Origin of the sequence: Bacteroides sp. 3_1_23, assembly GCF_000162555.1 — a bacterium.
GTDB lineage: Bacteria > Bacteroidota > Bacteroidia > Bacteroidales > Bacteroidaceae > Bacteroides > Bacteroides ovatus.
The window spans coordinates 2,016,159-2,030,384 of sequence record NZ_GG774949.1 but is presented as its reverse complement, the minus strand read 5'-3'; the positions used below and the strand labels follow the sequence as shown (position 1 = coordinate 2,030,384).

At 44.1% G+C, this 14,226-nt stretch carries 14 protein-coding genes; 13 read left to right on the top strand and 1 reads right to left on the bottom strand.

All coding sequences use genetic code 11. The annotated features are described in order from the left end of the window. The first annotated feature begins 7 nt into the window (after positions 1 to 7). From rsxC to HMPREF9010_RS16275, 8 genes are all read left to right on the top strand, one after another. Positions 8 to 1,345 (top strand): electron transport complex subunit RsxC, encoded by a 1,338-nt coding sequence (rsxC, locus tag HMPREF9010_RS16240; protein ID WP_008648168.1) that lies wholly within the window; start codon positions 8 to 10, stop codon positions 1,343 to 1,345. A 5-nt stretch (positions 1,346 to 1,350) separates the two neighbouring features. After that, complete coding sequence (locus HMPREF9010_RS16245; RefSeq protein WP_004303572.1) at positions 1,351 to 2,343, top strand: RnfABCDGE type electron transport complex subunit D; 993 nt, start codon at positions 1,351 to 1,353, stop codon at positions 2,341 to 2,343. Beyond that, a complete protein-coding gene (locus HMPREF9010_RS16250) occupies positions 2,340 to 3,086 on the top strand; it encodes an RnfABCDGE type electron transport complex subunit G (protein ID WP_004309218.1) in 747 nt (248 codons plus the stop codon). The genes HMPREF9010_RS16245 and HMPREF9010_RS16250 overlap by 4 nt, the downstream gene beginning before the upstream one ends. Before the next feature lie 14 nt (positions 3,087 to 3,100). Continuing rightward, positions 3,101 to 3,685 carry an electron transport complex subunit RsxE gene (gene rsxE, locus HMPREF9010_RS16255; RefSeq protein ID WP_004295586.1) on the top strand — a complete coding sequence of 195 codons (585 nt, stop codon included), beginning with the start codon at positions 3,101 to 3,103 and terminating at the stop codon, positions 3,683 to 3,685. Between the two features lie 22 nt (positions 3,686 to 3,707). Beyond that, positions 3,708 to 4,280 (top strand): electron transport complex subunit RsxA, encoded by a 573-nt coding sequence (gene rsxA, locus HMPREF9010_RS16260; protein ID WP_004295587.1) that lies wholly within the window; start codon positions 3,708 to 3,710, stop codon positions 4,278 to 4,280. A gap of 224 nt (positions 4,281 to 4,504) precedes the next feature. Continuing rightward, positions 4,505 to 5,539: a UDP-glucose 4-epimerase GalE gene (galE, locus tag HMPREF9010_RS16265; RefSeq protein WP_004325755.1), complete on the top strand. Its 1,035-nt coding sequence runs from the start codon at positions 4,505 to 4,507 to the stop codon at positions 5,537 to 5,539. Between the two features lie 323 nt (positions 5,540 to 5,862). Then, a complete protein-coding gene (locus HMPREF9010_RS16270) occupies positions 5,863 to 6,162 on the top strand; it encodes a type II toxin-antitoxin system HigB family toxin (protein WP_004295589.1) in 300 nt (99 codons plus the stop codon). A gap of 10 nt (positions 6,163 to 6,172) precedes the next feature. Further along, positions 6,173 to 6,535: a type II toxin-antitoxin system HigA family antitoxin gene (locus HMPREF9010_RS16275; RefSeq protein WP_004295590.1), complete on the top strand. Its 363-nt coding sequence runs from the start codon at positions 6,173 to 6,175 to the stop codon at positions 6,533 to 6,535. Positions 6,536 to 6,567: 32 nt separating this feature from the next. Here HMPREF9010_RS16275 and ispE read toward each other — a convergent pair whose 3' ends face one another. Next, entirely contained in the window at positions 6,568 to 7,398 is an 831-nt protein-coding gene (gene ispE, locus HMPREF9010_RS16280; protein ID WP_004317955.1) for a 4-(cytidine 5'-diphospho)-2-C-methyl-D-erythritol kinase, read from the bottom strand. 223 nt (positions 7,399 to 7,621) lie between these two features. Here ispE and dnaB point away from each other — a divergent pair, with 223 nt between their 5' ends. From dnaB to HMPREF9010_RS16305, 5 genes are all read left to right on the top strand, one after another. Continuing rightward, on the top strand, positions 7,622 to 9,181 hold the full coding sequence (gene dnaB / locus HMPREF9010_RS16285; RefSeq protein ID WP_008648165.1) for a replicative DNA helicase: 1,560 nt from the start codon (positions 7,622 to 7,624) through the stop codon (positions 9,179 to 9,181). A 96-nt stretch (positions 9,182 to 9,277) separates the two neighbouring features. Beyond that, complete coding sequence (pheT, locus tag HMPREF9010_RS16290; protein WP_008648164.1) at positions 9,278 to 11,740, top strand: phenylalanine--tRNA ligase subunit beta; 2,463 nt, start codon at positions 9,278 to 9,280, stop codon at positions 11,738 to 11,740. Positions 11,741 to 11,771: 31 nt separating this feature from the next. Next, positions 11,772 to 12,506, top strand: a complete 735-nt coding sequence (locus HMPREF9010_RS16295) for a YebC/PmpR family DNA-binding transcriptional regulator (RefSeq protein WP_004295595.1) — start codon at positions 11,772 to 11,774, stop codon at positions 12,504 to 12,506. Positions 12,507 to 12,515: 9 nt separating this feature from the next. Then, entirely contained in the window at positions 12,516 to 12,761 is a 246-nt protein-coding gene (locus HMPREF9010_RS16300; protein ID WP_004295596.1) for a TIGR03905 family TSCPD domain-containing protein, read from the top strand. 200 nt (positions 12,762 to 12,961) lie between these two features. Then, positions 12,962 to 14,215 carry an Nramp family divalent metal transporter gene (locus HMPREF9010_RS16305; RefSeq protein WP_004295597.1) on the top strand — a complete coding sequence of 418 codons (1,254 nt, stop codon included), beginning with the start codon at positions 12,962 to 12,964 and terminating at the stop codon, positions 14,213 to 14,215. The last annotated feature ends 11 nt before the right edge of the window (positions 14,216 to 14,226 follow it).

Below are 14,226 nucleotides of genomic sequence, written 5' to 3'. Positions count from 1 at the left end.
GAATTGTATGTTAAAGACATTTTCAATTGGTGGAGTTCATCCACACGAAAATAAATTGTCGGCACATCAACCCATTATCACAGCGGAAGTTCCTGCAAAGGCTGTTATTTTGCTGGGGCAGCACATCGGTGCACCTGCAAAACCGATCGTTGCGAAAGGGGATGTGGTAAAGGTAGGCACTAAGATTGCTGAACCTGCCGGCTTTGTTTCGGCAGCAATTCACTCTTCGGTCAGTGGTAAAGTGGCGAAGATTGATACTATTGTCGATGCCAGCGGTTATGCGAAACCTGCTATCTTTATCGATGTGGAAGGCGACGAATGGGAAGAAACAATCGACCGTAGCGCCACACTGGTGAAGGAATGTGAGCTTTCCGCAGAAGAGATCGTGAAGAAAATTGCCGATGCCGGAATCGTTGGTCTGGGTGGTGCTTGTTTCCCTACACAGGTGAAACTTTGTCCTCCTCCTTCTTTTAAAGCTGAATGTGTGATTATCAATGCCGTAGAATGTGAACCTTATTTGACTGCCGACCATCAGCTGATGCTGGAACACGCGGAAGAAATCATGGTAGGTGTTTCTATCCTGATGAAAGCAGTGAAAGTGAACAAGGCATTTATCGGAATCGAAAATAATAAGCCCGATGCTATCGAACTGATGACTAAAGTAGCTTCCAGCTATGCAGGCATCGAAGTCGTTCCCTTGAAGGTGAAATATCCGCAAGGAGGTGAAAAGCAGCTGATCGATGCGATCACCAAACGTCAGGTGGCGAGCGGTGCGTTGCCTATCTCTACGGGAGCAGTCGTGCAGAACGTGGGAACGGCGTTTGCCGTTTATGAAGCTGTGCAGAAGAATAAACCGTTGTTTGAACGGGTGATTACCGTGACGGGAAAGTCGGTTGCGAAGCCGTCTAATTTCCTGGCCCGTATCGGTACACCGATGAAACAGTTGATTGACGCTTGCGGTGGTTTGCCCGAAGATACGGGTAAGGTGATCGGTGGCGGTCCGATGATGGGTAAGGCGCTCGTAAATATCGAGGTTCCTACTGCGAAGGGCAGTTCCGGCATCCTGATTATGAACCGGAAGGAAGCCAAACGTGGTGAAGCTCAAACCTGTATCCGTTGTGCGAAGTGCGTGAGTGCCTGTCCGATGGGACTGGAACCGTACTTGCTCGGAGCTTTGTCCGAAAACGGAGATTTTGAAACAATGGAAAAAGAAAGAATCATGGATTGCATCGAGTGCGGCTCTTGCCAGTTCACTTGTCCTGCCAACCGTCCGCTGCTCGACTATTGTCGTCTGGGTAAAGGCAAAGTGGGAGCTATGATTCGTGCACGTCAAGCTAAAAAATAACGAATATGGAAAATAAATTAATCGTATCACTATCGCCCCACGTTCATGGCGGAGACAGCGTACAGAAAAATATGTATGGCGTGCTGATTGCACTGATTCCGGCTTTTCTGGTGTCTCTCTATTTCTTCGGACTGGGTGCCCTGATTGTCACGGCTACTTCCGTTGCGGCTTGTTTGTTCTTCGAATGGGCGATCGGAAAATATTTAATGAAGAAACCGACCACTACCATCTGCGACGGCTCTGCCATCATCACAGGTGTGTTGCTGGCATTTAATTTACCGTCTAACCTGCCTATCTGGATTATCATCCTCGGTGCACTGTTTGCTATCGGTGTAGGTAAGATGTCTTTCGGCGGATTGGGCTGCAATCCTTTCAACCCGGCATTGGCAGGTCGCGTATTCCTGCTGCTTTCTTTCCCGGTGCAGATGACCAGCTGGCCGGTAGTCGGACAGTTGACCGCTTATACGGATGCTACCACCGGTGCCACTCCGCTGGCCTTGATGAAGCAAGCCATTTACGGTGACACTGCCGCTTTAAGCCAGATTCCGGACGCATTGACCTTGCTGATCGGACAGAATGGCGGATGCTTGGGTGAAGTGAGTGCACTGGCTCTACTGATCGGACTCGTTTATATGCTCTGGAAGAAAATCATCACCTGGCATATTCCTGTGTCTATCCTGGCTACTGTGTTTGTCTTTGCAGGCATCATGCACCTGGCAGATCCGGAAAAATACGTTTCTCCGGTATTGCAGTTGCTTTCCGGTGGTCTGATGCTGGGTGCTGTCTTTATGGCAACCGACTATGTGACTTCTCCGATGAGTAAGAAAGGGATGCTGATCTATGGTGTATGTATCGGTCTGCTGACGGTAGTTATCCGTCTGTTCGGCGCCTATCCCGAAGGTATGTCGTTCGCCATCCTGATTATGAATGCGTTCACTCCGCTGATTAACACCTATTGTAAACCAAAACGCTTTGGGGAGGTAGCGAAGAAGAAATGAAAAAGTTAGAATCATCTTTAAAGAATATGTTGCTGGTACTTACGGGAGTGACTGCTATTTCCGTTGCGTTGCTGGCTTATGTAAATGAACTGACAAAAGGCCCTATCGCCGAAGCGAATGCGAAGACGCTGAACGAGGCCTTGAAAAAGGTTCTTCCCGAATTTACCAATAATCCGGTAGCGGAAAGCGATACAATCTTCAGCGAGAAAGACGGAAAGAAGAATGTTGACTTTATCGTTTATCCGGCTAAGAACGGTGAAGAGCTTGTAGGTACGGCTGTTGAAGCTAAATCAATGGGATTTGGCGGTGAACTGAAAGTGCTGGTAGGCTTTAATGCCGAAGGAAAAATCTATAACTACTCTCTGTTGGCTCACACGGAAACTCCGGGATTGGGCTCTAAAGCCGACAAATGGTTCGGAGCGTATGATCCTGCGAAAGGAGAAAAGGCAGTATCTCACGAAGAGAGTACGAAATCTATTTTGGGTATGAATCCGGGTGAAGCTCCGTTGACCGTCAGTAAAGATGGGGGAGCGGTGGATGCCATCACAGCTTCTACCATTACTTCACGCGCTTTCCTTAATGCCGTGAATGCTGCTTATCAGGCCTATAAGGCCGAAGGCGGGGAAGTGAACGGGGTAACCGGTGCTTCTCAAAAAGCGAAAGGCGCGGACGCAGATGCTGCTGACGCTGCTACGGGAGCTACGATCAAAGTTGAACTAACTGATTCAGTCAGTGCTAAATAAGAAAGGAGACAGATATGAATAACTTTAAAGTAATGATGAACGGGATTATCAAAGAGAATCCTACGTTTGTACTCCTGCTCGGTATGTGTCCTACATTGGGTACGACTTCATCGGCTATCAATGGTATGGGCATGGGACTGGCTACCATGTTCGTATTGATCTGCTCGAATGTGGTGATCTCTTTAATAAAGAACCTGATTCCGGACATGGTGCGTATCCCATCGTTTATTGTGGTGATCGCATCCTTCGTGACCTTGCTTCAAATGGTGATGCAGGCTTACGTGCCGGGGCTGTATGCTACACTCGGTCTTTTCATTCCGTTGATTGTAGTGAACTGTATTGTACTGGGACGTGCCGAAGCCTTCGCTGCCAAGAATAACGCAGTTGCTTCTATGTTCGACGGTATCGGTATGGGGCTTGGATTTACCATCGCCCTGACTTTACTGGGTGCTGTCCGCGAGTTTTTGGGAACCGGTAAAATCTTCGATTTGACCATCATGCCGGAAGAATATGGAATGTTGGTGTTTGTATTGGCTCCGGGCGCTTTCATCGCTTTGGGATACCTCATTGCGTTGATTAACAGTTTCAAGAAAGCCTAATTCAATTAAATAAGAAAAGAATATGGAATATATATTGATATTTATTTCGGCAATCTTTGTAAACAACATCGTGTTGTCGCAGTTCCTGGGTATCTGTCCGTTCCTGGGCGTATCCAAGAAGGTGGAAACTGCGATGGGTATGAGCGCTGCGGTTGCTTTCGTGTTGACCATCGCTACCATCGTCACCTTCCTGATTCAGAAGTTTGTACTGGATGTTTTCGGACTGGGATACTTGCAGACGATTACATTCATCCTGGTGATTGCCGGATTGGTGCAGATGGTGGAAATCATCCTGAAAAAGGTGTCTCCGGCCCTGTATCAGGCTTTGGGTGTGTTCTTGCCGCTGATTACAACGAACTGTTGTATTCTTGGTGTCGCTATCCTGGTGATTCAGAAAGACTATGACCTGCTGACAGGTGTTGTATACGCATTCTCTACGGCTATCGGCTTCGGTCTGGCACTGGTGCTTTTTGCCGGATTGCGCGAACAGATGAGCCTCGTGAAAATTCCGAAAGGAATGCAAGGAACTCCGATTGCTTTGATTACCGCCGGTTTGCTTGCTATGGCATTCATGGGATTCTCCGGCGTGGTGTAAGGATTTACAGTTGATAATTAAATAGGGGATTGGAAGCTCTGCTGTGTGGCGACATACAGGTTAGAGTTTCCAATTTTTTTTTATACCTAAATGCTACCAAATCGTACCTTAATTACTTTTCAGCAAATAAATTTGTGGCAGATTATTGCAATTCCATTTTATTTCCATACATTTGTAACTCAAACAATAATAAGCCGAGAAACTAACCATTTTTTATAAAGTATATGAAAGAAAGAATTTTAGTAACAGGCGGGACAGGATACATTGGGTCTCATACTGTTGTAGAACTACAAAACAGTGGATATGAAGTAATCATCATCGATAATTTATCAAATTCAAGTGCCGACGTTGTTGACAATATAGAGAAAGTTTCCGGTATTCGCCCAGTTTTTGAAAAGCTGGACTGTTTGGACTTTGCCGGTCTGGATGCAGTATTTGCAAAATATAAAGGAATTAAGGCAATCATTCACTTTGCAGCTAGCAAAGCAGTAGGAGAGTCGGTACAAAAACCGTTGCTTTACTACCGTAATAACCTGGTTTCTTTGATTAACCTTCTCGAACTGATGCCAAAACATGGAGTAGAAGGTATTGTGTTCTCTTCTTCTTGTACAGTATACGGTCAGCCGGACGAGCTGCCGGTAACGGAAAAAGCTCCGATCAAGAAAGCGGAATCACCTTATGGAAATACCAAACAGATCAATGAAGAGATTATTCGTGATACGGTAGCTTCAGGTGCTCCGATCAATGCGATCATGTTGCGCTATTTCAACCCGATTGGCGCGCATCCTACTGCATTGTTGGGTGAACTGCCTAACGGGGTTCCTCAAAACCTGATTCCATATCTGACCCAGACAGCCATCGGTATCCGTGAGAAACTTAGCGTGTTTGGTGACGATTATGATACACCGGACGGTTCTTGTATCCGTGACTTTATCAATGTCGTTGACTTGGCTAAAGCACACGTGATTGCTATCCGTCGTATCTTGGAAAAGACACAAAAAGAAAAAGTAGAAGTATTTAATATTGGTACAGGACGTGGTGTTTCTGTATTGGAATTAATAAATGGCTTTGAAAAAGCCACTGGCGTAAAATTGAATTATCAGATTGTCGGACGTCGTGCGGGTGACATTGAGAAAGTTTGGGCTAACCCGGATTTTGCTAATAAAGAGCTGGGTTGGAAAGCCGTAGAAACTTTAGAAGATACTTTACGCTCTGCATGGAACTGGCAGCTGAAACTCCGTGAAAGAGGGATTCAATAAAAGAGAAACTTGTTTTAAATAACATAAAAGTTTAAACAAATCGTGCATGCGATTTGTTTAATTGATGCTAATCGACCTGAAGCTGTTTATGAGTATGTGAATATACGTAGATAGTACTTATGCCTCCCCGGCATAGACAGGAAAGATTGCATAGTAGTTTTGTCGTGTTTTATTTTGTGTTTGTGTTGTGACGGTACTACGACGTGAGTCGTGGTACCGTTTTTTGGTACGCCCAGCATGGATGTTCTGTTTTATAAAATATTTAGCACTAATTCTTTTGTTATCCAAAATTATTTTGTAATTTTGTATCAAATGAATAAGATATGAGAGTAGTATCACATAAGAAATTGAAAGATTTCTACGAGACGAAAGGGTGTGAAGATTCACGTGTTGCTTTAGAACGTTGGTATGATATAGCGGAAAAAGCAGAATGGCGGAATTTGTCTGATATAAAAGCGGATTTTCTATCGACTGATTATGTGGGCAATCAACACTATGTTTTTAATATCAGAGGGAACAACTATCGGCTGGTAGTGGTTGTTAAATTTACGGTGGGATACATTTTTGTCCGTTGGGTGGGAACTCATAAAGAGTATGATAAAATAGATTGTTCAACTATATAATATAATAGATATGACTAAAATAACGAAAGAACAATACGAATTTGCATTGGCAAGAGTCGAAGAACTTCTGCCTTTGGTGGACGACAGCACTCCTGCAAATGACAAGAGCATGGTGGAGCTTTCTGTTATGTCTGATATAGTGATTGCGTATGAGAAGGAACATTTTCCTATAGAAAAACCAACCGTAGCAGAATTGATAGAATTGTCCCTTGAAGAAAAGGGGATGACACAAAAACAGCTTGCCAGTGAAATAGGGGTTAGCCCTTCACGCGTGAATGATTATATTTCGGGTCGCTCGGAACCTACTTTAAAAATAGCTCGCTTGCTTTGCCGGGTACTCAATATACACCCCGCTGCCATGTTGGGATTTTGAAAAAATAGTCAAAACATAATTGTTAGTGAGATTTATTTGTTTAATGTACCTTTGAAGCAGAATACATCAGTTCCCCAATCAATTTCCGGTAAGACGAATCCGGGAGCAAACAGCCCGAATACGGATGAGCCGGAGCCGCTCATGGATGCGTAGATTGCTCCTTGATGATAGAGTTCTTCTTTGATTTCTCCAATGACGGGATGTTGCGGGAATACACTTGCTTCGAAATCATTGATTAACGTATCCTTCCATTCTTGTACAGGACGCTGGATTGCCTCCCTAACCGGATATTTCGGACGATGGGGATGAATGTTTGAAAAGGCTTCCCGGGTGGAAACAAAAACATTCGGTTTTATAATCATGATTTGGTAGCCGTTTAATGAAAGTTCGACCGGGGAGAAGATGTTTCCAATTCCCTCGGCAAATATCGGTCTGTTTTTGATAAAGAAAGCGCAGTCTGCTCCCAAAGTGGCAGCGTATACTTCCAATTGTTCTTCGGATACTCCCAGCTGATAATGATCGTTGAGCAACTTTAGCATGAAAGCGGCATCCGATGATCCTCCTCCCAGTCCGGCTCCTGAAGGGATGTGCTTGTATAAGTGGATTTCGATAGGAGGGAGATGAAATTCCTTATCCATCAATAAATAGGCTTTTACTACCAGATTGTCTTCAGGGTTACCGGCTATTTCCATTCCATGTTGGTGGAGAGTGAATTTTCGGTCAGCGTTAGGGGAGGTACGGATTTCCAGTGCGTCTTCCAGAGCCACCGGATAGAAAACTGTTTCCAGATTGTGGTATCCGTCCGGGCGTTTTTCCGTGATGGAAAGTCCCAGGTTTATTTTGATATTGGGAAAAGCAATCATATTTCTATTTACTATTTACAGTGCTTCACATTACAATTAATCATAGCTGGATAATGTGATTCGGGAGCAAAGTTAGTAAAATCTTCATTTTTCCTTATTCATTCTTCGTGATTATATTCTATCTTTGTCGTCTCGACTGGAAGAATTCCGTGATAAATGTGATAATAGAGTCTGTCCAGTCGTAAAATAATAAATAGTAAATCGTAAAATAGTAAATATCTCGATGGCCGAACAGAAAAGAAATACCCGCAATTCAAAGTCTACTAAAATACAACCGGTAAATGATTATGGTCGTATTCAGCCGCAGGCGCCTGAACTGGAAGAAGCAGTTTTGGGAGCTTTAATGATTGAAAAGGACGCTTATTCATTGGTGAGTGAAATTCTTCGTCCCGAATCATTTTACGAACGCCGGCATCAGTTGATTTATTCTGCTATCGTCGACCTTGCGGTGAACCAGAAACCGGTGGATATTCTGACTGTAAAGGAACAACTTAGTAAACGCGGAGACTTGGAAGAGGTGGGAGGTCCCTTCTATATTACTCAATTGAGTAGTAAGGTGGCTTCATCCGCACATATTGAATACCATGCCCGTATTATTGCACAGAAATCGCTGGCGCGTGAGCTGATAACGTTTACGAGCAATATTCAGAGTAAAGCGTTTGACGAGACCTTGGACGTGGACGACTTGATGCAGGAAGCGGAAGGTAAGCTTTTTGAGATCTCACAGCAGAATATGAAAAAAGATTATACGCAGATCAATCCGGTGATTGACGAAGCCTATAAACTAATTCAGAAAGCTGCGGCTCGAACCGATGGTTTGAGTGGTCTGGAGAGTGGTTTCACGAAACTTGATAAGATGACTTCGGGTTGGCAGAATTCCGACCTTATTATTATAGCTGCCCGTCCTGCTATGGGTAAGACTGCTTTCGTTCTTTCAATGGCTAAGAATATTGCGGTGGATTACCGGAACCCGGTGGCGTTGTTCTCTCTTGAAATGAGTAACGTTCAGCTGGTGAACCGTTTGATTTCCAATGTCTGCGAAATTGAAAGTGGAAAGATTAAGAGCGGACAGTTGGCGGGTTATGAGTGGCAACAGTTGGACTATAAACTGAAAAATCTGATGGATGCGCCGCTTTACGTGGATGATACACCGTCTTTGTCTGTGTTCGAACTGCGAACCAAAGCGCGTCGTCTGGTGCGTGAACATGGGGTGAGAATCATTATTATTGACTACCTTCAGTTGATGAATGCGAGCGGTATGGCGTTTGGTAGCCGTCAGGAAGAAGTGAGTACCATTTCCCGTTCGTTGAAAGGACTGGCGAAAGAGTTGAATATTCCGATCATCGCACTGTCACAGTTGAATCGTGGTGTGGAAAGTCGTGAAGGTATTGACGGTAAACGACCGCAGTTGAGTGACCTTCGTGAATCGGGAGCCATTGAGCAGGATGCCGATATGGTGTGCTTTATCCACCGTCCGGAATACTATAAGATTTATCAGGATGATCGTGGTAATGACTTGCGCGGTATGGCGGAAATTGTAATCGCCAAGCATCGTAACGGTGCGGTAGGAGAGGTGCTGCTCCGCTTTAAGGGTGAGTTTACCCGTTTTTCTAATCCGGAGGACGATATGGTGATCCCGATGCCGGGCGAGTCTGCAGGAGCTATGTTAGGATCGAAAATGAATACAGGTAATGCTGGTTCTGTACCTCCTCCCGTACCTGATTTTGCACCGCAGACGGAGAATCCATTCGGAGCACCGGGAGATGGCCCTTTGCCATTCTGACGCTCCTTTTGCATTTTTCTTTTAAATCCTTCTCGGTCAACCGAAAAATCTTATTAACTTTGCAAATCTTTTTGAGAAACAATAAAAATTAAATATATGAATATCTCTTATAACTGGCTGAAAGAGTATGTCAACTTCGACCTGACGCCCGATGAAACGGCTGCTGCGTTGACGTCTATTGGCTTGGAAACAGGTGGTGTAGAAGAAGTGCAAACCATTAAAGGTGGTTTGGAAGGACTGGTGATCGGTGAAGTGCTGACCTGCACGGAACATCCTAATTCTGACCATTTGCATATTACTACTGTCAATCTGGGAGACGGTGAACCGGTACAGATTGTTTGTGGTGCCCCGAATGTGGCTGCCGGACAGAAAGTTGTGGTAGCTACTTTAGGTACAAAACTTTATGACGGTGACGAATGTTTTACCATCAAGAAATCAAAAATCCGTGGGGTGGAATCTACTGGTATGATTTGTGCCGAAGACGAAATCGGTATCGGTACGGATCATGCAGGTATTATCGTATTGCCGGAAAACGCTGTTCCGGGTACGCTTGCCAAGGATTATTATAATATCAAGAGCGACTATGTGCTTGAAGTGGACATCACGCCTAACCGTGCGGATGCTTGCTCTCACTATGGGGTGGCTCGTGACTTGTATGCTTATCTGATTCAGAACGGCAAACAGGCTACTTTGCAACGTCCGTCGGTAGACGGCTTTAAAGTGGAAAACCATGACTTGAATATTGAAGTGAAGGTGGAAAACAGCGAAGCTTGTCCGCATTATGCCGGTGTTACGGTGAAAGGTGTCACTGTGAAGGAAAGTCCGGAATGGCTGCAAAATAAATTGCGTCTGATCGGGGTGCGTCCTATTAATAATGTAGTGGATATTACTAATTATATCGTTCATGCTTTCGGTCAGCCGTTGCATTGCTTCGATGCCGGAAAGATAAAAGGCAATGAAGTAATTGTAAAGACAATGCCGGAAGGAACCCCGTTCGTTACGCTGGATGAGGTGGAACGTAAATTGAACGAACGCGACCTGATGATTTGTAACAAGGAAGAGGCCATGTGTATTGCCGGTGTATTCGGCGGACTGGACTCCGGTTCTACGGAAGCTACGACAGATGTATTCATTGAAAGTGCTTATTTCCATCCTACATGGGTGCGTAAGACAGCCCGCCGTCATGGCTTGAATACGGATGCTTCTTTCCGTTTCGAACGCGGTATCGATCCGAACAGTGTGATATATTGCTTGAAACTGGTTGCTTTGATGGTTAAAGAACTGGCTGGCGGTACGATTTCTTCTGAAATAAAAGACGTGTTCACTACTCCTGCACCCGATTTTATAGTTGATCTGGCTTATGAGAAAGTACATTCTTTGGTAGGAAAAGTAATTCCGGTAGAGACAATCAAGAGCATTGTGACTAGCCTGGAAATGAAGATCACTAATGAAACGGCGGAAGGGCTGACATTAGCTGTTCCTCCTTATCGTGTAGACGTGCAGCGTGATTGTGACGTGATTGAAGATATTCTTCGTATCTACGGATATAACAATGTTGAAATCCCGACTACACTGAACTCCAGCCTGACTACCAAAGGTGAACATGATAAATCGAATAAATTGCAGAACCTGATTGCAGAGCAATTGGTGGGCTGCGGATTTAATGAGATCCTGAACAACTCATTGACGCGTGCTGCTTATTATGATGGTATGGAGACTTATCCGTCCAACCATCTAGTGATGTTATTGAATCCGTTGAGTGCGGATTTGAACGCTATGCGTCAGACTTTGCTGTTCGGTGGACTGGAAAGTATTGCTCATAATGCAAATCGTAAGAATGCTGATTTGAAGTTCTTCGAATTCGGTAATTGCTATCATTTCGATGCTGACAAGAAGAATGAAGAGAAGATATTGGCTCCTTACTCGGAAGATTATCACTTGGGCTTGTGGGTAACCGGTAAGAAGGTTTCCAATTCATGGGCACATGCAGATGAGAACAGTTCGGTATATGAATTGAAGGCTTATGTAGAAAATATATTGAAGCGTCTGGGACTGGATTTGCATAATCTGGTTGTCGGTAATCTGACGGACGATATTTTTGCTGCCGCACTTTCTATCAATACGAAGGGTGGTAAGCGTCTTGCTTCCTTCGGTATCGTGACTAAGAAGCTATTGAAAGCATTTGATATCGACAATGAAGTGTATTTTGCCGACTTGAACTGGAAGGAACTGATGAAAGCTATCCGTTCTGTGAAGATCAGCTACAAGGAAATCTCCAAGTTCCCTGCTGTGAAACGTGACCTGGCATTGTTGCTTGACAAGAATGTGCAGTTTGCCGAAATCGAAAAGATTGCTTACGAAACAGAGAAGAAGCTGTTGAAAGAAGTGGAACTCTTCGACGTGTACGAAGGTAAGAATCTGGAAGCAGGCAAGAAGTCGTATGCGGTGAGCTTCCTGCTTCAGGATGAGAGCCAGACTTTGAATGATAAGATGATTGATAAGATCATGTCGAAACTGGTGAAGAACTTGGAAGATAAGCTGGGTGCCAAACTTAGATAAACTTAAAATTTCAATCTAAAAATATAAACCAATGGGAAGAGCATTTGAATATAGAAAGGCCGCTAAACTGAAAAGATGGGGCCACATGGCTAAAACATTTACAAGACTGGGTAAACAAATCGCGATAGCTGTAAAGGCAGGCGGTCCGGAACCTGAAAATAACCCGACTTTGCGTTCGGTGATCGCTACTTGTAAGCGTGAAAATATGCCGAAGGATAATATTGAACGTGCTATCAAAAACGCAATGGGTAAAGACCAGAGCGACTACAAGAGCATGACTTACGAAGGATACGGTCCTCACGGTATTGCTGTATTTGTGGATACGCTGACAGATAACACAACCCGTACGGTGGCTGACGTTCGTTCGGTATTTAATAAGTTTGGCGGTAATCTCGGTACAATGGGATCTCTCGCGTTCCTGTTCGACCACAAATGTGTATTCACTTTCAAGAAGAAAGACGGATTGGATATGGAAGAACTGATTCTGGATCTGATCGATTATGATGTGGAAGATGAATACGAAGAGGATGATGAAGAAGGAACAATCACTATCTATGGTAATCCCAAGAGCTATGCCGCTATTCAGAAACACCTGGAGGAGTGTGGCTTTGAAGATGTCGGTGGAGACTTCACTTATATCCCGAACGACATGAAAGAGGTGACTCCGGAACAGCGCGAAACATTGGATAAGATGATCGAACGTTTGGAAGAATTTGACGACGTGCAGACTGTTTATACCAATATGCAGCCGGAAGAGGGAGAATAAGACAAGGTTATGGAATATGTGTATAGAACCCAGGGAACTTGCAGCACCAACATCGAACTGAATGTGGAAGATGGAGTGGTGAAAGAAGTTGCTTTCTGGGGAGGATGTAATGGTAACCTTCAAGGTATTTCCCGCCTTGTGAGAGGAATGAAGGTAGCGGATGTTATTGCAAAACTTGAAGGAGTGCATTGTGGTGGCAGACCGACTTCATGTCCTGACCAATTGTGTCGTGCATTACATGAGATGGGATATTAATCGACTTCTTTTATTTTTGTAAAATTTGATATTTTTCAAGACCTTCGGCAATTTATTTTGTTCGAGGGTCTTTTTTTGCGGGAATCCATAGAGGGGGAGTATCCGGGTGTTGTTTACTTACTTGTCGGTATTTTGAACTAAAATTGACCTTCACTCGTTATTTATAAGTATATTTGTAAGGTTAAAACTATTATGCAAAAATGAAGAATATTTTTCAAGACTTAAAACGCAAAGATCATAAACGCTATCTGGGTGGACTGGATGTTTTTAAATATATTGGTCCGGGGCTTCTGGTTACGGTAGGATTTATTGATCCGGGAAACTGGGCTTCTAACTTCGCCGCCGGTTCCGAATTTGGCTATTCCTTACTTTGGGTGGTTACATTGTCCACTATTATGCTGATTGTACTTCAGCACAATGTTGCCCACCTGGGGATTGTTACCGGACTTTGCCTTTCGGAGGCGGCCACTAAATACACTCCCAAATGGGTGTCGCGACCTATTCTTGGTACGGCGGTATTGGCGTCGATTTCTACTTCTTTAGCGGAAATTCTGGGAGGTGCCATTGCGTTGGAAATGCTCTTTGATATTCCTATTATATGGGGAGCTGTGTTGACTACGCTTTTTGTCTCTATCATGCTTTTCACTAATTCGTATAAAAAGATAGAGCGTTCCATCATTGCATTTGTCTCCGTTATCGGGCTTTCGTTTATCTACGAACTGTTTCTGGTGGAAATAGACTGGCCGGCTGCGACAGCAGGGTGGGTGACTCCTTCTTTTCCGAAAGGAAGTATGCTGATTATCATGAGTGTGTTGGGAGCGGTAGTGATGCCTCATAATCTGTTTCTTCATTCGGAGGTGATACAGAGTCACGAATATAATAAGAAAGATGATGCTTCTATTAAGAAGGTTTTGAAATATGAGTTGTTTGATACTCTTTTCTCTATGATTGTCGGCTGGGCGATTAACAGTGCCATGATTCTTCTGGCTGCCGCTACTTTCTTTAAAAGCGGTATTCAGGTAGAGGAACTGCAACAGGCTAAGTCATTGCTCGAACCTTTGTTGGGAAGTAATGCTGCCATCGTATTTGCACTGGCATTGCTGATGGCGGGTATTTCATCCACCATTACGAGCGGAATGGCGGCAGGTTCCATCTTTGCGGGTATTTTCGGTGAATCGTATCATATCAAAGACAGCCACTCGCAGGTAGGAGTCCTTTTATCTCTGGGAATTGCCTTATTGCTGATTTTCTTTATTGGAGATCCTTTCAAAGGATTGATTATTTCGCAGATGATACTTAGTATTCAATTACCTTTCACGGTATTTTTGCAGGTGGGACTGACGTCTTCCCGAAAGGTGATGGGAGATTATGTCAACAGTCGTTGGAGCACGTTTGTGTTGTATTCGATTGCCATTATTGTTTCGGTACTGAATATCATGCTTTTGTTTTCATAAAATGAATATAA